The sequence below is a fragment of the Bacillus sp. ABR genome, assembly GCF_056172715.1.
This window is the reverse complement of the sequence record NZ_JAOYSL010000004.1, coordinates 362,911-378,959: the sequence shown is the minus strand read 5'-3', so window position 1 is coordinate 378,959 and position 16,049 is coordinate 362,911. Positions and strand designations below refer to the sequence as shown.

Annotated in this window: 18 protein-coding genes and 4 tRNA genes; 1 reads left to right on the top strand and 21 read right to left on the bottom strand. The window is 43.4% G+C overall.

Features of this window, described 5'->3' with window-relative positions:
- Window positions 1-19: 19 nt before the first annotated feature.
- The 10 genes from OIT90_RS15150 to OIT90_RS15105 form a co-directional block, all read right to left on the bottom strand.
- Window positions 20-94, bottom strand: a tRNA-Gln gene (locus OIT90_RS15150).
- Window positions 95-114: 20 nt separating this feature from the next.
- Window positions 115-186 (bottom strand) — tRNA-Glu (locus OIT90_RS15145).
- A gap of 9 nt (window positions 187-195) precedes the next feature.
- Window positions 196-286, bottom strand: a tRNA-Ser gene (locus OIT90_RS15140).
- Window positions 287-290: 4 nt separating this feature from the next.
- A tRNA-Asn gene (locus OIT90_RS15135) sits at window positions 291-365 on the bottom strand.
- A gap of 223 nt (window positions 366-588) precedes the next feature.
- A complete protein-coding gene (locus OIT90_RS15130; RefSeq protein ID WP_474892700.1) occupies window positions 589-2,436 on the bottom strand; it encodes a sigma-54-dependent Fis family transcriptional regulator in 1,848 nt (615 codons plus the stop codon).
- A gap of 104 nt (window positions 2,437-2,540) precedes the next feature.
- Window positions 2,541-3,920 carry a dihydrolipoyl dehydrogenase gene (gene lpdA / locus OIT90_RS15125; protein ID WP_039176732.1) on the bottom strand — a complete coding sequence of 460 codons (1,380 nt, stop codon included), beginning with the start codon at window positions 3,918-3,920 and terminating at the stop codon, window positions 2,541-2,543.
- Window positions 3,921-3,936: 16 nt separating this feature from the next.
- Entirely contained in the window at window positions 3,937-5,070 is a 1,134-nt protein-coding gene (locus OIT90_RS15120; RefSeq protein ID WP_126681957.1) for a dihydrolipoamide acetyltransferase family protein, read from the bottom strand.
- 17 nt (window positions 5,071-5,087) lie between these two features.
- A complete protein-coding gene (locus OIT90_RS15115; RefSeq protein ID WP_008346887.1) occupies window positions 5,088-6,125 on the bottom strand; it encodes an alpha-ketoacid dehydrogenase subunit beta in 1,038 nt (345 codons plus the stop codon).
- A 20-nt stretch (window positions 6,126-6,145) separates the two neighbouring features.
- The gene (locus OIT90_RS15110; RefSeq protein WP_064498168.1) at window positions 6,146-7,123 is read right to left on the bottom strand and encodes a thiamine pyrophosphate-dependent dehydrogenase E1 component subunit alpha; all 978 of its coding nucleotides are present in this window, start codon (window positions 7,121-7,123) and stop codon (window positions 6,146-6,148) included.
- Window positions 7,124-7,323: 200 nt separating this feature from the next.
- Window positions 7,324-7,797, bottom strand: a complete 474-nt coding sequence (locus OIT90_RS15105) for a SprT family protein (RefSeq protein WP_474892699.1) — start codon at window positions 7,795-7,797, stop codon at window positions 7,324-7,326.
- A 99-nt stretch (window positions 7,798-7,896) separates the two neighbouring features.
- Here OIT90_RS15105 and cmpA point away from each other — a divergent pair, with 99 nt between their 5' ends.
- The gene (gene cmpA / locus OIT90_RS15100; RefSeq protein WP_008346893.1) at window positions 7,897-8,031 is read left to right on the top strand and encodes a cortex morphogenetic protein CmpA; all 135 of its coding nucleotides are present in this window, start codon (window positions 7,897-7,899) and stop codon (window positions 8,029-8,031) included.
- A 19-nt stretch (window positions 8,032-8,050) separates the two neighbouring features.
- Here cmpA and OIT90_RS15095 read toward each other — a convergent pair whose 3' ends face one another.
- The 11 genes from OIT90_RS15095 to OIT90_RS15045 form a co-directional block, all read right to left on the bottom strand.
- Complete coding sequence (locus tag OIT90_RS15095; protein WP_474892698.1) at window positions 8,051-10,210, bottom strand: Tex family protein; 2,160 nt, start codon at window positions 10,208-10,210, stop codon at window positions 8,051-8,053.
- Between the two features lie 76 nt (window positions 10,211-10,286).
- A complete protein-coding gene (locus OIT90_RS15090; protein ID WP_039176718.1) occupies window positions 10,287-10,886 on the bottom strand; it encodes a PP2C family serine/threonine-protein phosphatase in 600 nt (199 codons plus the stop codon).
- Window positions 10,886-11,674: an RNA polymerase sigma factor SigB gene (gene sigB / locus OIT90_RS15085; RefSeq protein ID WP_024427378.1), complete on the bottom strand. Its 789-nt coding sequence runs from the start codon at window positions 11,672-11,674 to the stop codon at window positions 10,886-10,888. The genes OIT90_RS15090 and sigB overlap by 1 nt, the downstream gene beginning before the upstream one ends.
- A complete protein-coding gene (rsbW, locus tag OIT90_RS15080) occupies window positions 11,640-12,128 on the bottom strand; it encodes an anti-sigma B factor RsbW (protein ID WP_039176716.1) in 489 nt (162 codons plus the stop codon). Before rsbW ends, sigB begins: the two co-directional genes overlap by 35 nt.
- On the bottom strand, window positions 12,125-12,454 hold the full coding sequence (locus tag OIT90_RS15075) for an anti-sigma factor antagonist (protein ID WP_017358393.1): 330 nt from the start codon (window positions 12,452-12,454) through the stop codon (window positions 12,125-12,127). The genes rsbW and OIT90_RS15075 overlap by 4 nt, the downstream gene beginning before the upstream one ends.
- A 59-nt stretch (window positions 12,455-12,513) precedes the next feature.
- Entirely contained in the window at window positions 12,514-13,521 is a 1,008-nt protein-coding gene (locus tag OIT90_RS15070) for a PP2C family protein-serine/threonine phosphatase (RefSeq protein ID WP_039176714.1), read from the bottom strand.
- Window positions 13,522-13,531: 10 nt separating this feature from the next.
- A complete protein-coding gene (locus OIT90_RS15065; protein WP_024425390.1) occupies window positions 13,532-13,933 on the bottom strand; it encodes an anti-sigma regulatory factor in 402 nt (133 codons plus the stop codon).
- Between the two features lie 2 nt (window positions 13,934-13,935).
- Window positions 13,936-14,304: an RsbT antagonist protein RsbS gene (gene rsbS / locus OIT90_RS15060; RefSeq protein WP_003214235.1), complete on the bottom strand. Its 369-nt coding sequence runs from the start codon at window positions 14,302-14,304 to the stop codon at window positions 13,936-13,938.
- Window positions 14,305-14,308: 4 nt separating this feature from the next.
- Window positions 14,309-15,139, bottom strand: a complete 831-nt coding sequence (locus OIT90_RS15055) for an RsbT co-antagonist protein RsbRA (RefSeq protein ID WP_039176712.1) — start codon at window positions 15,137-15,139, stop codon at window positions 14,309-14,311.
- A 116-nt stretch (window positions 15,140-15,255) separates the two neighbouring features.
- On the bottom strand, window positions 15,256-15,606 hold the full coding sequence (ndoA, locus tag OIT90_RS15050) for a type II toxin-antitoxin system endoribonuclease NdoA (protein ID WP_024425388.1): 351 nt from the start codon (window positions 15,604-15,606) through the stop codon (window positions 15,256-15,258).
- 4 nt (window positions 15,607-15,610) lie between these two features.
- A complete protein-coding gene (locus OIT90_RS15045; RefSeq protein WP_003214273.1) occupies window positions 15,611-15,892 on the bottom strand; it encodes a hypothetical protein in 282 nt (93 codons plus the stop codon).
- Window positions 15,893-16,049: the final 157 nt, after the last annotated feature.

Below are 16,049 nucleotides of genomic sequence, written 5' to 3'. Positions count from 1 at the left end.
GAAAAACATATATAAAAAATGGCTGGGCTAGCTGGATTCGAACCAACGCATGACGGAGTCAAAGTCCGTTGCCTTACCGCTTGGCTATAGCCCAACGAATCAAAAAACAAAACATGACCCGTACGGGATTCGAACCCGTGTTACCGCCGTGAAAGGGCGGTGTCTTAACCGCTTGACCAACGGGCCATACAATAATGGCGGAGAAGGAGGGATTTGAACCCTCGCGCCGCTCGCGCGACCTACACCCTTAGCAGGGGCGCCTCTTCAGCCACTTGAGTACTTCTCCATTATGGCTCCGCAGGTAGGACTCGAACCTACGACCGATCGGTTAACAGCCGATAGCTCTACCACTGAGCTACTGCGGAATAATAAGACATGTTTCATTATATCTATGCCAGAAAAATGTGTCAAGAATTTTTAAGTGTTTCATTCCTGTCTCATTAGCGACGGCTTTTATAATTTAACATATACTAATATAACAGTCAAGCCTTTCTTCCTTCCTTTTTGTTTTCTGTTTAGACATGACAGAAAGACCCCGACCTCTAACTGAAAGACCAAGGTCTCCTTGCTGCTGCGCTCCCTATGAGTTCATGACAGCTTATACTTTCGCATCCACTTGTAAAAGGTGCTTCTTGGCACCTCTGCCAGCCTCGCTGCTTCTGACACATGACCTTTTGTTTTGTGCAATGCTTCAATCACCGTTTGCTTTTGAATGCGTTCCCTTAGCGTGAGTTCTTTTGGATTCTCGGTATACTCTGGTAGATGCTGCTTCTGCTTTTTCTGATCCATCGCCTCTAATAACGCCGCATATTGCGATTCACCAATCCATCCTCCTTTAGGAAATAGTACCCTTATATGTTCAAACAGATTAAAAAGCTCTCGTATGTTTCCTGGCCAGTGGTACGCTTCTAGCTTACGAAAAAAAGATTCAGGAAATGTCGCATTCCATTGGTGTTTCTTTTGGTAATAGCGATAGAAATCAACAATGTCTTCTTTTCTTTCTCTAAGCGGCGGGATGTTGATTGGATAGACATGAAGACGGTAATACAAATCTTCACGTATTTTTCCTTCCTTCAGCAGTTCGTTTATATTCCGGTGTGTCGCTGTTATGATTCTAATATCCAAAGGGATTTCGTGTGTCCCGCCGAGCGGTACGACTTTTCTTTCTTCAATGACCCTAAGAAGCGCCACTTGCATCGCATAAGGGATTTCGCCAATTTCGTCTAAAAAGAGAGTTCCTTTCTGAGCCTGTTCAAATTTCCCCTTTGCTCCATGACGTTTTGCCCCTGTAAAAGCTCCTTCAGCATAACCAAATAGTTCGCTTTCTAACAGGCTTTCTGGTATGGCTCCACAATTAACGGCAATAAACGGTCCTTTATGTCTTTCACTAGCTAAGTGAATTGCTCGAGCGGCCAGTTCTTTCCCTGTACCTGTTTCTCCCCAAATATATACATTTACATCTGTTTGTGCCGCTCGTTTCAATTCGCTAAGTGTCTGCTGAAATACTGTACTTGTTCCAGATTCCCCGGGAAATTGAGGAAAAGAAACGGTGATATTTCTCTTCTTTGCTTCTTCAAGAGAAAAAGACATCCCAAGCAGCTCTCCGTCTTGTTCTGACTGAATGAGACGCTTGTCTCGTGTAACAAATGTATCAGCCATGAGCAGCTCAACATCCATTCCATACCAGTCTGTAAACCGATCTCTAATCGGCTTGCTTGCCGAAACAATCTGCTTTTTCTCATTACAGACAACATACGGCTCGTCCGCTTCCACCTGCTGGAGACAATGACTGACCAGCTCCATCTCTTTCCTTTTTTGCTGGACCTGAATTTCTCTCTCTATAGCATATGCAACTGTTGAAGCCATCCCAAGCATAAAAGGATGCCTTTGATCCGCCATACAGGAGATATCAATGACTCCTATGATCGTGCCGTCTGCATCACGAATAGGGGCCGCTGAACAACTCCAATGGTGGGAAGCGACTGAAAAATGCTCAGTTCCGTTGATCGCTACAGCTTCCCCAATGACCAGTGCCGTTCCAATAGCGTTCGTCCCCACATCGGCTTCGGTCCAGCGCGCGCCCTCCATAAAATTTATTTTTTTCGCTTCTACCAGTGTCCTTTGGCTTCCTGTCAAACTCAGCACATAGCCATCTGCATCGATGAGTAAGGCCATCATGTCCGATTCTTTTAATTGCTGACTAATTTTATTTAAGTAAGGAAGAGCGGCATTTAGGAATAGTGAGTACTTCTTTTTTTGAATACTGAATAATTCCTTTTCTAACAACGACTGTCCTTTATCTAAATACGGGTTCACATTTGCCTGTTTACATCTGTGCCATGACTCCATCACTCTCTTATCCAGACGAGACCTATCAAGTAAACCTTCACGAACAAAACGTTTCCAAGTATTTAAATAACAAGGCGTCGGATTCATTCCATCCTCTCCTCTGGGGGCTTTTTATCCATTATAGATAATTATAAAAGCGCTTTCAATTATTGGCTGACCCAGGGAATTCATTCGGATAAAATGTTTCTCTATCAGCAGTGCACCGCTCGTCCATTTGTTTGCAGCAAGGCTTCGTGTATCGCCTCAGAGAGTGTCGGATGTGCCGCAATAAACTGCTCTAATGTATCAGCTGTTAACTCTGTATGCATCATCACTGCCGCTTGTCCAATCAGTTCTGTGGCATTTGGCCCGATAATGGATACACCTAAAATTTCTTGATATTGCGGTTCGACAATGACCTTTACTTGACCTGCTGGCTGATTTAAAATGAGTGCTTTTCCATTAGCAGAAAAAGCGAATTTCCCTATCCGAATCTCCCCATATTGTTTTCTAGCACTCTCTTCATTTAAACCGACACTCGCGATTTCTGGAGACGTGTAGATGCACCTTGGAATCACTTGTTCATTGACCTTTACATCTTCACCTGATGCATGTGATGCCGCAATCGTTCCTTCATGAAAAGCAGCATGAGCAAGCTGAACACCGCCTGTCACATCACCGCACGCATAGATATGCGGGAGATTGGTTTGCATATGCTCATTGACGCAGATCCCGTTTCTATCAAATTCAATGCCGACCTGTTCAAGATTCAGCTCTCCCAGCCTCGGCTTTCTGCCAATGGCGACTAAACAATGATCGGCCTTGATGTCACAGCGCTCTCCATGTTCCTTCTCAACCACCACTTTTTTTGAGATTGCATCAAGCTGTTTGACTGTTGCTGATGTCAAAATCTCCACACCAGCTTTTTGAAGCTGATCGTGAAGACAGTTAGCGGTATCGTGATCTTCTTCAGGTAAAATGTGTGCTGCCTGTTCAACCATGACAACCTTTGATCCCATTCTGCTAAAGATGCTTGCAAACTCACAACCGATCACCCCTCCGCCAATGATACAAAGCGAATCTGGTATTGAAGGGAGCGTCATGGCATCCTTACTATCAATGATCCACTCCCTGTCAAATGGGGCGAAAGGCAAAGCAGCAGGTTCTGATCCTGAAGCAATAATGATTTGTTTTGCTTGAATGATTTCAGATGTCCCTTCACTTTCTATCAATAGCTCATGTGCCGAAAGAAATGATGCTTTCCCATTTAACACGCTGATTTTGTTTTTATTCATCAAATAACGAACGCCATCAGTCAGCTGCTTGACGACTGACCGCTTCCGCTTTTGAACGGCATCCCAATGAATGATAGGCTCCTTCCCTGGAAGCTCAATTCCAAAATGACCAGCTGATTTCACATGCTCGTACATATCAGCGCTTTGTAAAAGTGCTTTCGTTGGGATACAGCCTTCATTCAGGCAGGTACCTCCTAACAGGCCTTGGTCGATTAGTACAACCTCTCTGTCAAAACGGGCGGCTGTTATTGCCGCCACATATCCTGCTGGCCCGCCTCCTATAATGACAAGCGTCATTCATTTCACCTGCTTCCTATAAAAGAATGGATACTGGATTTTCTAAATACGCTTTAACAGTTGATAAAAATTGTGATGCCGGCGCCCCGTCCAGCACGCGATGGTCAAATGTCAGACTGAGTGGCAGGATCGTCCCTTTACATAATTCATTCCCCTGATAAACAGGCATTTGATCCGCTTTTCCAACGCCAAGAATACCTGCTTCCGGCGGATTCAAAATCGGGGTGAAATGTTCCACACCATAAGCACCTAGGTTAGTGATTGTAAAGGTAGAGCCTTCAATTTCATCGTGGAGAAGTTTGCCTTCACGTGCTTTTTTGCCATACGATTTGATACTCTTCGCCAGCTCAATAAGTGAAAGCTTTTCCGCATGCCGAATAACAGGCACTGCCAGCCCATGATCTAAAGCAGCAGCGATTCCAAGATGTACATGCTCAAAAGTTTCGACTCTATCATGTTGATATTGACTGTTCATTGCAGGGTGCTTTTGCAGAGAAAGAATCACTGCTTTGGCTACAAAATCGGTCATGGTTAATTTCATATCGTGTTGTGCTCCAGCTGTTTCGTTCAACTCAGACTGTAAAGCTGTAAGTTTTGTCACATCCGCTTTCATCGTTATTGTTAATTGTGCACTTGTTTGCAGGCTTTCCATCATTCGCGAGGCAATGGTTTTCCGCATCATGCTGACTGGCTGATGCTTTGTTGGTTCATTGTGTTGTTTTTCTTTTTCATCAGGAAGTGCCCGAAGCACATCCGCTTTCGTGATTCTCCCATCTGGACCTGTTCCCACTAGTGTATGAATATCCAAATTAGCACTTTGAGCAATCTTACGTGCAACAGGGGAGATTTTTATTCTCTCTTTCTTTTGTTTTGGCGGCAGGTCTTTTTCTTTCTTTTCCTCGACCTGTTCATTTCCTTCACCGATATAGCAGATGACCGTGCCAGGCGGTACACCTTCTCCCTCAGACACTTTTATATCCAATATAGTTCCTTCTGCAGGTGATTCGATCTCCATTTCAATTTTTTCAGAGTTGATGCTTGCAATGCTTTCCCCTTTATTCACGGTCTCTCCGATCTCTTTATTCCAGACAGATACCGTTCCTTCTTTCATTGACATGCCCAATTTCGGCATCACAACCTCGACAGCCATCTCCCTCTCTCCTTTCTTTAGTTCAAGATCTTGTCATGACTTTTTCCAACCATCTCTAAGACAGTGTTCACAACCTTATCAGGTGTCGGCAAATATATATCTTCAAGCGGTGGTGAAAATGGGACCGGTGTATGAGGAGCCGTCACTTTTTTGATTGGAGCGTCGAGTAAATCGAAGCCTTTATCCGCAACCAGAGAAGAAATATCTGCGGCAATTCCGCACCTCGGATTTGCTTCATCCACAATGACAAGCCGATTCGTTTTCTCTACTGAAGTCAGAATGGCCTCTTCATCGAGCGGTGACAAGCTTCTAGGATCAATCACCTCGGCTTCTATTCCTTGGGCAGCTAATTGTTCTGCTGCTTCGAGTGCTGTATGAACTTGTTTGCCTACTGCAAAAATGGTCACATCTGAGCCTTCTCTTTTCACATCTGCTTTGCCAAGCGGCAGCGTGTAATATCGCTCCGGAACATCTCCTGTAATATTGTAAAGCGTTTTGTCTTCAAAAAAGATGACAGGGTCCTGATCCTCGATGGCTGCTAGTAGCAATCCTTTGGCATCGTATGGTGAAGAAGGCACCACCACTTTCAATCCAGGGATGCTTGTAAATAGCGCATACAAGCTTTGCGAATGCTGAGCAGCTGCTCTAAAACCCGCTCCATGTGTCGTTCTGATCGTGATTGGCACCTCTGCTTTTCCGCCAAACATGTATCGAAATTTAGCCCCTTGATTCAGCACTTGATCCAGACAGGTGCCGATAAAATCATTAAACATGAGTTCTGCAATTGGCCTTAGCCCTGTGGAAGCAGCTGCCATGGCCGCACCTACATAGCCAGCTTCACTAATCGGTGTGTCAAGGACTCGCTCACGTCCAAACTCCTGAACGATTCCTTTCGTTACACCGAGCACGCCGCCCCATGCTTCATCATCTTGTAAGTGATCTACATGAGCGCCTCCAGCAACATCTTCCCCCATTAAAATGACATCCTCGTCTCTTCTCATGGCAAGCTTAATCGCTTCATTCAATGCACTAGACATGCTGATTTCTCTTGTCATTTTCCTCTCCTCCTTCTGATTTATTGATACGAAACATACACGTCGGTCAATAATTCGGTCTGATCTGGATATTCACTTTCTTCACTGAATTGAACGGCTTCATCTATCGCTTCAGTTACTGCCGCTTCAATATTTGATAGCTCTCCATTCGTCAGCAGCTGCTGCTTGATCAATTCATTTTTAAAAAGAGTGATCGCATCCCTCTCTTCTTGATGTTCTGTTTTTTCTTGATTGGTTTTGTAACGCTGGGCGTCTCCTTCGAAATGGCCATAATTCCGATATGTCATGCATTCAATCAATGTCGGACCTTCTCCATTTTTCGCTCGTTCAATTGCTTGTTCTGCGGCTTGATAAACGGCCATCACATCTTTTCCGTCTACTTGAATCCCAGGAATGTTATAACCGGCCGCTCGATCGACGATTGATTTGCAGCTTGAAGCATAGGAAAATGGTGTCGCTTCTCCGTACCCATTGTTTTCTGCGATGAAAATGACGGGCAGTTTCCAGATGGCCGCGAGATTGATTCCTTCGTGGAAAGTCCCTTGATTGTTTGCACCATCCCCAAAAAAGCAAACGCTTACATTTTCTGTCTTTTTATATTTGGCTGTGAGGGCTGCCCCGCACGCAAGAGGAAAGCCCCCTCCAACAATTCCGTTGGCACCAAGCATTCCTTTATCAAAATCTGCAATGTGCATGGATCCGCCTTTGCCTTTACAAAGACCTGTGGCTTTTCCATAGATTTCTGCCATCATTCCTTTTAGATCACAGCCCTTCGCTATACAATGGCCGTGGCCGCGGTGGGTACTTGTAATACTGTCTTTTTCATTCAGATGTGCACAGACTCCTACGGCAACAGCTTCTTCGCCAGCATAAAGATGGACAAACCCTGGCAAGATTCCTTTTGTAAAAAGCGCGTGTACTCGATCTTCAAATTGGCGGATTTCCTGCATTTTTTGATACATCCATACGGCTTTTTCTTTAGTCAATGCCTTTTCCATTTGGTAAAACCTCCTATCCTTTTTTGCTTGCACTACTATACAAGCAAAAATCGTGCCAACATGAAGATACTTGAACACTTTGGCTTTGACCGAATCACACCGATGAAAAAAGAGACAAAATGAGACATGCGTCTCTTTTTGTCTCCATATGTCCACACATCTAATGGAACAAAAAAAGCATCCCCTTAGAGGAATGCTTATCATAATGAATCGGTTGTGCTCTGCCACTTTAATTTCCCTTTGCAGACGCCGCATACATAACGAGAGGTATCAAACCGTCTTTTTCTGATAAAAGACCGGCCGCATCCTGTGCAAATGTATTCATGGCGTTTCCCCGCACGTCGCTTCTTTTGTACGGTCTTAAGCGGTGTACAAAAACGCGGGGCTTCTACTTGTTTTAATAACTCTTTAAAATCACGGTCGCGATGCTGATAGCCCTTTCCCTCAAGATGTAGATGATAATGACACAGCTCATGCTTGATGATCCCGATTAATTCTTCTCGTCCATGCTCCTCTAGGTATCGGCGGTTCAGTTCGATATTGTGTGTACCAAGTAAATATCGTCCGCCTGTCGTTTTTAACCGTTCATTAAAAACAGCCTGATGGCGGAATGTCTTGCCAAAGAACTGCTGGGAAATGTGCTCTGTTAACTGCTGTAACTCTCTCTCGTTCAATCAAGATCGTTCCTTTCTATAAAAACCTCGAACGGGACAATTTCCCCTATGCATACATTGAAGATACACCCACTGTTTCGATCAAAGGAGGAATGGGCGATGCCCAACTGGCTGAAAAATCAGATGCAGAAGGCATTTTATGAGAAAAATCATTATCAAATCAAATTGCTGAATCAATGCTGGTACTTTTATAGAAAAAAACATTCAGTCACATCAAGGCACACCCCATCCTAAGGTGCGCCTCGTTTTTTGTTTACTCTGGTTTCAGCATGGAGAGGGCAACGCGGCCTTTTGCCTGGTCAACCGAGTCCACCCAGACGGTCACAATGTCACCAACTGATACAACGTCAAGCGGATGCTTCACAAAACGATTGCTTAGTTTGGAAATATGCACAAGCCCATCCTGCTTTACGCCAATATCAACGAATGCGCCAAAGTCTACGACGTTTCTTACCGTTCCTTGCAGCTCCATTCCTTGCTTCAAGTCTTCCAATTTCAATACATCTGTTTTGAGCAGCGGTTTTGGTACTTCATCCCGCGGATCACGCTCAGGTCTTGTGAGCTGATCGATGATATCTTGCAGTGTAATTGTCCCAATATCTAGCTGTTCTGCTGCTTCGTCCAGTTTCACTTCAGCAATTTTCTCTTTTAACTGCTCTGTGCCAAGATCGTCTGGCGTCATGTTGATCATGCGTAAAAACTGTTTTGTTTCTTTATAGCTCTCTGGGTGAATGCCTGTACGGTCAAGCGGATCTTGTCCGTCTGTAATACGCAAGAAACCGATACACTGCTCATATGTTTTAGCACCGAGCCTTGGAATATCCTTCAATTCTTTTCTGCTTGTGAATCTCCCAATCTCTTCGCGCCTTTTGATGATATTCTCAGCGACGGCTTTTGAAAGGCCTGACACATATTGCAGCAGCGCCTGTGAGGCGGTATTGACGTTTACACCAACTTGGTTGACGACTGTTTCTACCACAAAGGTTAACGAGCTGTTTAATTGCTTCTGGCTGACGTCATGCTGGTATTGGCCCACACCAACAGACTTCGGATCAATTTTCACGAGCTCTGCTAAAGGATCTTGTAATCTTCTAGCGATTGAAATGGCGCTTCGTTCTTCAACTTGCAGATCTGGAAACTCTTCTCGCGCAAGTGCAGATGCGGAGTATACACTTGCTCCTGCTTCATTCACGATCAAATAGGACACCGGCTGATCCAGCTCTTGAATCAAGTCTGCAATGAATTGTTCTGTCTCTCTTGAGGCTGTTCCGTTTCCAATCGCAATGACTTCAATGTTCGATGATTGAATGATCTCTTTCACTTTTTGTTTCGCTTCCGCTTTTTTCTGCACGGGCGGATGCGGGTAAATGACGCCAATATGATGGACTTTGCCTGTATCATCCACGACGGCTAATTTGCAGCCTGTCCGAAATGCGGGATCGACTCCAAGTACACGCTTCCCTTTCATCGGCGGTTGAAGCAGCAGTTTTCTTAAGTTTTCAGCAAAAATATGAATCGCTTGTTCCTCTGCTTTTTCTGTCAACTCTTTTCGTATTTCTCGTTCGATGGAAGGCTGAATGAGACGTTTATATGCATCATCGATTGCTGCTTCAATAAACGGTCTCGCCGTCGTCTGTTTGCCTTTTAGAACTTGTTTGTCGAGATAGAAGCGAATATTTTCAGCAGGTGGTTCGATGGCTGCCTTTAAAATGCCCTCTTTCTCCCCACGGTTGACCGCTAGTACACGGTGCGGGACAATCTTTTTGATTGGCTCTTGATAATCGTAATACATTTCATAGACGTTTTTCTCATCGCTTTCGACGTCTTTTCCTGATGTGACCAGACTGCCCTTTTGGTACGTTTCACTGCGAATCCATTTTCGCATATCAGGATCATCTGCCAGTTGTTCAGCAATGATGTGCTGCGCACCCTCAAGTGCCTCTTCTACATTCGTCACTTCTTTTTCTTCATTCATAAAAGCAGCTGCCTTCTTCTCGATCTGATCGCTTGGCAGCGTGAGTAAATATTCCGCCAGCGGCTCCAGCCCTTTTGCTTTGGCTACATTCGCTTTTGTTTTGCGCTTTTGTTTGAATGGCCGGTATAAATCTTCGACCTCTTGCAGTTTATGAGCTTGTTCAATTTTCTGTTTTAATTCATCGGTTAGTTTGTCTTGTTCAGCAATTAAGCGAATGACTTCTTCTTTTCGATTCGTGACATTTTGGATATATGTATAGCGCTCTGAAATGGTTTGAATTTGCACCTCATCCAGTGAGCCTGTCTGCTCTTTCCGATAACGGGCAATAAACGGGACGGTGTTGCCATCCTCTAAAAGCTTGATCACACTTTCAATTTGTTTCGTTGAAAGCTTTAATTCTGTCGCAATTTGTTTCAATAAAAAGTCAGATGTCTTCATACTTTGCATCCTCTCACTGTGTCTTCTCTTTTAGTGTATCAAAAAAACCGGCAAAACAGAAAAAAGGTCAGCTATTTTACGTGAGCTGACCAAGTACATAGGTGAGATCGTCCTTTTTGTCTTGTGTGTATGTTTCAAGCTGTTTGGCGATGTCTTCAACTGAATGTCCATGCTTTAAACACATGCGCATGTTTGGCACATTCAGTCCGTCTGAATACATAATGAATATCGATCCTTTTTCGTAGGAATAGGTGTATGTTTTATATTTTCTAGGTTTCCCTGATAAGTATCCTGATGTCGGAAGTGGATAAATATAGTCGCCAGAAGGTGCATTCAAGATAAAACGAATATTACCAACCGAACAATAGGTAAATTGCTGCTGGGAAAAATTCACCTTTAAGATCGCAGCTGTGGCACCGCGTTTATTTTTCATGGCCTGATTGCATCTGTCGATGAGGGTCGCCACATCCTCATGTCCATATTCTTCGACAATTTCGCTGACTAAAGAAGATGATTCATTGGCGTACTGGCCGCTGCCTAATCCGTCTGCTACAGCACAAATTAGTTCTTCATCATCTGCTTTAATAAAAAAACTGTCCCCGCAGCATGGTTTTCCTTCTTTATTCGATTGATAGATAATGGCGTTTACATGCTCATGCTGTTCAATCTGTTTCATTACCCTAGCTCCATAGACGCATCTTCTGATAATGCATCTCGCAGTTTTTTCACTGCCTTCCGCTGCAGTCTCGATACATGCATTTGGGATATGCCGAGTAAATCGCCTGTCTCTTTCTGACTCTTATTTTGCAAGTAAGTCAGATTGATAATCTCTTTTTCTCTATCCGACAGCACATGAAGCACACTCTCAAGCATCATTTTTTGATTCACACGTTCGTAGCCTTCTTCCTGTGAGCCGACAACGTCTAAAATCGTCACAGTACTTCCTTCAGAATCAGCCTCTACGCCTTGGTCAACAGACAGTGCTTGATAGCTTTTGCCCATCTCCATAGTTTCAAGTACTTCTTCTTCTGTTACATCCAGATATTCTGCAATTTCTTGGACTTTAGGTGATTTCTGTGTCTCTGTTGTCAAATGATCGACTGCCATTTTGATTCTTGGTCCAAGCTCTTTGATCCGCCTTGGTACATGGACACTCCATGTCTTATCTCGTAAAAAGCGTTTGATTTCCCCGATGATGGTTGGAATAGCAAAGGCTTCAAATGATTTACCGACGAGCGGGTCGTATCGTTTAATGGCGCCAAGTAAACCAATCATTCCAACTTGTCTGAGGTCCTCATGAAAGCTTTTTCCTTTAGAATATTTTTTCGCCAGCATATCAACCAAGTTTGTATAGCATTCGACCAGCGTGAGCTGCGCCTGCTCGTCTTGATTGGTTTGATAGCTTTGGATGAGGCGATCTACTTCATCTTTAGTTAGTTTCATAGTTTTGGATGGTTGTGTCATGGTCAACTCGCTCCCTGTTTAAAAACTTTGTCATCGCCACGGTAACTCCGGAGTTTGCTTGCACCTCGACTTCATCCATCAATGTTTGCATTAAGTATAAACCAAGACCTCCTTCTGCCAATTGATCCACCGTATGAGCAGATGTGTACGGTCCCAAGTCTTCCTGTTTTTGCTTAAAGTCAAAGCTACCGCCTTTGTCAGCGACAATGATTTCTAGACGATCCGCGTAGACAAGAAAGCGAACAGCTACCTCTCCATCTTCGCCGTCTTCACCTTTGTAGGCATGCTGAACTGCATTTGTACAGGCCTCACTGACGGCAATTTTTAAGTCTTCAATCTCTTCATAGGCATAGCCCATCCGGCTCGCTACACCTGAAAGAGTCAAACGAATGATGCCTACATATTCTGGTTTTGCCGGTATTTTCATCTCGATTAGATCTACTGATTCGTTCATTGTACCCCACCCTCTGACTTTGCAGAAATGTCAATGATGTCCTTTAATCCAGTGATTTCAAACAACCTTACAAGCCGTTCTGACAAGTTCTCAAGCTTTAATGTTCCACCTGCTTTTTGAGCCGCTTTAAACAGCCCAACGAATACACCTAAACCTGTACTATCCATATACGTAACATCCTTTAGACAGATTTCAAGATGCTCTCCCGCCTCTGCTTTAGGCATGAGCGTTTCTCTTAGCTGAGGAGCGGAGTACACATCGATTTCTCCGCTGACACTGATTTTCGTTTTTTGATCTATTTGATGCTCTTTTACAGACATATTCATTATGCATTCACCTCGAAATTCTTGTTTCCTAAAGTTTTATATACCCGCATGTTCACTTTCTAAACCTTTCTTTTGAGAACAAGTAAAGTAAAGTCATCGTGCAGCTGAAAATCCTGCAGTTTGAGTAAGCTGGCGTAGATGGCATCCACCATTTCTTGAGCTGAGTAGGATAGGTGCTCTGATATGAGTGCTTTGATGTCTTCCCGCTCTAGGAAACCGTCCTCTGACTTGGATTCTGTGACCCCATCAGAGAATAAGATCACCATGTCTCCTATGTCTAAATGCTTCTCATACTGTCTGTAATCAAAGTCTGGTGCAATCCCGAGGACAAGCCCTTTCGCTTCTAAATCGTAAAATTTGTCCTCTTTTTTGCAATAGAAAAAGCCCGGCTCATGACCAGCCGATGCGTATTTAAACTCATGCGTTTCTTTATTATAGCTGCCATAGAACATCGTGATAAACATACTTGGATCTACATTTTGCTCGACTACACGATTCAGGGTTTTCAGTACCTTTGTTGGGCCGCTCCCTGACTCTGGTAAGGAATCCATCGCATATTTAATCATCGACATACAGAGCGCTGCCGGGATTCCCTTTCCAATGACATCTGCGATCGCGATATTGATTGTATCGTGATCCGTTACAAAGTGGTAATAATCTCCACTCATCTGTTTTGCCGGTACACTAATCGCACCAATATCAAAGGTATCTCCTTCTGGAATTTTCGTTTCCAGAAGGGTTTGCTGAACATTTGCAGCAATTTCGATTTCAGATTTTATTTCTTGCTGGATGCCTCTGAGTGTTAAATGTTCTTGGTAAGCAAGTCCGTACCCAATCATGACTTCAATTAAGAAGTCTAGTGAATGAAAAACATCTTCCGGCAAATCAGGGTAAAGCTCCTGAATCACTTTTCGGTGAACACTCACTATTTCTTCAGGAGGTATTTGATGCTCAATGGTTTTACGGCTAAATTTTTGAGCTTGATAAAGCGATGTTTCAGTTAAATCACTGATATAACGACTGAGCAGCTGATGGTACCGCTGCTCCATTACCTCCTTAAAATCCATGGTTTCCCTCCTAGCGAAGCCACTTAACAGCTTGTATCTCCGTTCCTTGTTCTGGTGCAGAGTCTAATTTAAATTCATCCATCAGTCTTCTGACACCCGGAAGACCTGCTCCGAGTCCGCCTGATGTTGAAAATCCGTCTTCCATTACTTTACGTATATCCATGATACCCGGGCCCTCATCGGCTGCGATGACTTTGAGTCCACGCTTTCCGCGCTCCATCACTTCGTCTATACAAATCTGACCTTTACCAGCGTATAAATAGATGTTTCGAGCTAATTCTGAAATGGCCGTCGTAATTCTTGCTTGGTCAACTGTTCCAAATCCAAGTTCTTTTGCAACATTGCGCCCCAATTGTCTTGCTGCGACTATGTCCCATTCCGTCAATATTCTTACACAGGATTGGTCTTTCATATCTATTCCCCCAATTCCCGCTTCAGTGTCTCAAGCCCTTGTTCAAGATCTAGTGCTGTCTGAATTTCTTCAAGCGATATTCCAAGTTCAATCAGCGTCACAGCGACTGCTGGCTGTATTCCTGTTAATACAACTTTTGCCCCCATGAGCTTGGACATCGTGATGACATCGCCTAATACCTTTGCAATAAAGGAATCAATCATGTCGACGGATGTAAGGTCAATGACAACACCGTTTGCTCCTGTTTCATGAATTTTATTCAACAAGTCTTCTTGAAAGTGGAGAGCTGTCTGATCATCAAGTTCCCACTGTATTGAAATCAGAAGACAGTTATATAATTTTAAGATTGGAATCTTCGGGTGATTTCTCACTAGGTTATCCCTCCAATGAAACAATTTTTCGATTTGTCATTTCCAAAGCAGTTTGAATTCCTTTTTGAAGGGTATTCTTTGTTGTAACTTGAGATAAATCAATTCCAAGGTTCACAATGGTTTGGGCTATTTCTGGGCGAATACCGACAAGCAAACACTTCGCACCTACTAATCTCACAGCCTCAGACGCTTGAATGATATGGTGGGCTACCATTGTATCAACAACCGGGACACCCGTAATATCAATTAAGACGACCTGTGAGCGATGTTTGACGACACCATTGAGCAGGTTCTCCATAATTTTTTTCGCACGATCTGTATCAATTGTTCCAACAAGCGGCATGACGGTGATGTGCTCAAATACAGGGATTAGCGGGGCAGAAAGTTCCTGCAGCGCAATTTTTTGAAGGCTGACTGTTTTCTCCCATGAGATGGAATACTGGTTTAAGATCTCGTTATGAATTGGTGTGATGAATTGGTCGATTTGCCAGATGAGGTCATGACTTTCTTCTGTTGTATCTTTGTCATCGTTCATTTTTTGATATAAATGTGTACGGATTTCAGTTAGACCATTTGCCAGTAACTTAAGTGATATACCCATTTGAACAATGTTTAAAGCAAGAGTTTGCACTTTTTCTTCAAAATCCTCATTATACCCCTCTGAAAGAGATGTAATGATTAGTTGAACATATTCCGAACAGATGGTTTCATACATTTTGTCGTTCAGCATCATGTCCGTTTCTTTTTCTCCGAGTCGTCTAAAAATGTCCGTCCACTCTTTTTGTAATTCCTCTTGATGCTCCCTTGCGAAAGCTAACACGATATGATTCGACATGTTTTACCCCCTACGTACATAAACAGCACTTCTTTTATTCTTTCTTCATTATAACGTTAATAAAAATTGAACACAAAAAAAAGTTGCTCTCACGAGAGCAACCAAATCTCACCATATTAAAAATCAATAAGAGCCAAACTAACTTGTAAGGCTTCATCAACCTTCTCCATCATCTCATCATCAAGATGTGTGATTTTATCTGTCAATCTTTGTTTATCGATTGTACGAATCTGCTCCAAGAGAATGACAGAATCTCGTTCAAAGCCGTAGCGCTTTGCATCAATTTCGACGTGAGTCGGTAATTTCGCTTTTTGTATTTGGGCTGTTATGGCTGCAACGATAGCAGTCGGGCTGAAGCGATTTCCAATGTCATTTTGAATCACCAATACTGGGCGAACCCCGCCCTGCTCGGAGCCAACAACAGGAGATAAATCAGCAAAGTAAACATCACCGCGTTTAACAATCAAATGTTTAACCCCCGCTGACTAATCGCTCAACTGTATTCTCAGCCTCAAATTCTGCGTATTGTGCCTCTGAAGAGATATTCAGATTAATTTTCGCCATCTCCATGTAGCCGCGTCTCATCGATTCACGATTTTGTCGAATATTACGTTCACGAATATACGTTTTTGTCGCTCGGTAGATCAATTCATTTCTTGTTACCTTATCCTGCTCTGCTACTCGTTCGATTTCAGACATCAAAGCCTCCGGTAGTCGAATCTTCATTTCGTTTGTTGCGCTGGATTCAGACAAAAAACATACACCTCCACAAAACTTACGGATACCGTTTCGATCCATTCCAAGACTAATCATACCATTATTCAATGCGCAAGCAAAGCTGTTTTTTCATGATTTCTTATTAGAACATGAAGCGGCTGTTCACCCGTAAATCAAAGATGATAATGGAGTT

Excerpts from the sequence above, each read along its gene's own strand:
- OIT90_RS15130 (WP_474892700.1), bottom strand. The coding sequence starts at position 2,436 with ATGAATCCGACGCCTTGTTATTTAAATACTTGGAAACGTTTTGTTCGT.
- lpdA (WP_039176732.1), bottom strand. The coding sequence starts at position 3,920 with ATGACGCTTGTCATTATAGGAGGCGGGCCAGCAGGATATGTGGCGGCA.
- OIT90_RS15120 (WP_126681957.1), bottom strand. The coding sequence starts at position 5,070 with ATGGCTGTCGAGGTTGTGATGCCGAAATTGGGCATGTCAATGAAAGAA.
- OIT90_RS15115 (WP_008346887.1), bottom strand. The coding sequence starts at position 6,125 with ATGACAAGAGAAATCAGCATGTCTAGTGCATTGAATGAAGCGATTAAG.
- OIT90_RS15110 (WP_064498168.1), bottom strand. The coding sequence starts at position 7,123 with ATGGAAAAGGCATTGACTAAAGAAAAAGCCGTATGGATGTATCAAAAA.
- cmpA (WP_008346893.1), top strand. The coding sequence starts at position 7,897 with ATGCCCAACTGGCTGAAAAATCAGATGCAGAAGGCATTTTATGAGAAA.
- OIT90_RS15095 (WP_474892698.1), bottom strand. The coding sequence starts at position 10,210 with ATGAAGACATCTGACTTTTTATTGAAACAAATTGCGACAGAATTAAAG.
- OIT90_RS15090 (WP_039176718.1), bottom strand. The coding sequence starts at position 10,886 with ATGAAACAGATTGAACAGCATGAGCATGTAAACGCCATTATCTATCAA.
- sigB (WP_024427378.1), bottom strand. The coding sequence starts at position 11,674 with ATGACACAACCATCCAAAACTATGAAACTAACTAAAGATGAAGTAGAT.
- rsbW (WP_039176716.1), bottom strand. The coding sequence starts at position 12,128 with ATGAACGAATCAGTAGATCTAATCGAGATGAAAATACCGGCAAAACCA.
- OIT90_RS15075 (WP_017358393.1), bottom strand. The coding sequence starts at position 12,454 with ATGAATATGTCTGTAAAAGAGCATCAAATAGATCAAAAAACGAAAATC.
- OIT90_RS15070 (WP_039176714.1), bottom strand. The coding sequence starts at position 13,521 with ATGGATTTTAAGGAGGTAATGGAGCAGCGGTACCATCAGCTGCTCAGT.
- OIT90_RS15065 (WP_024425390.1), bottom strand. The coding sequence starts at position 13,933 with ATGAAAGACCAATCCTGTGTAAGAATATTGACGGAATGGGACATAGTC.
- OIT90_RS15055 (WP_039176712.1), bottom strand. The coding sequence starts at position 15,139 with ATGTCGAATCATATCGTGTTAGCTTTCGCAAGGGAGCATCAAGAGGAA.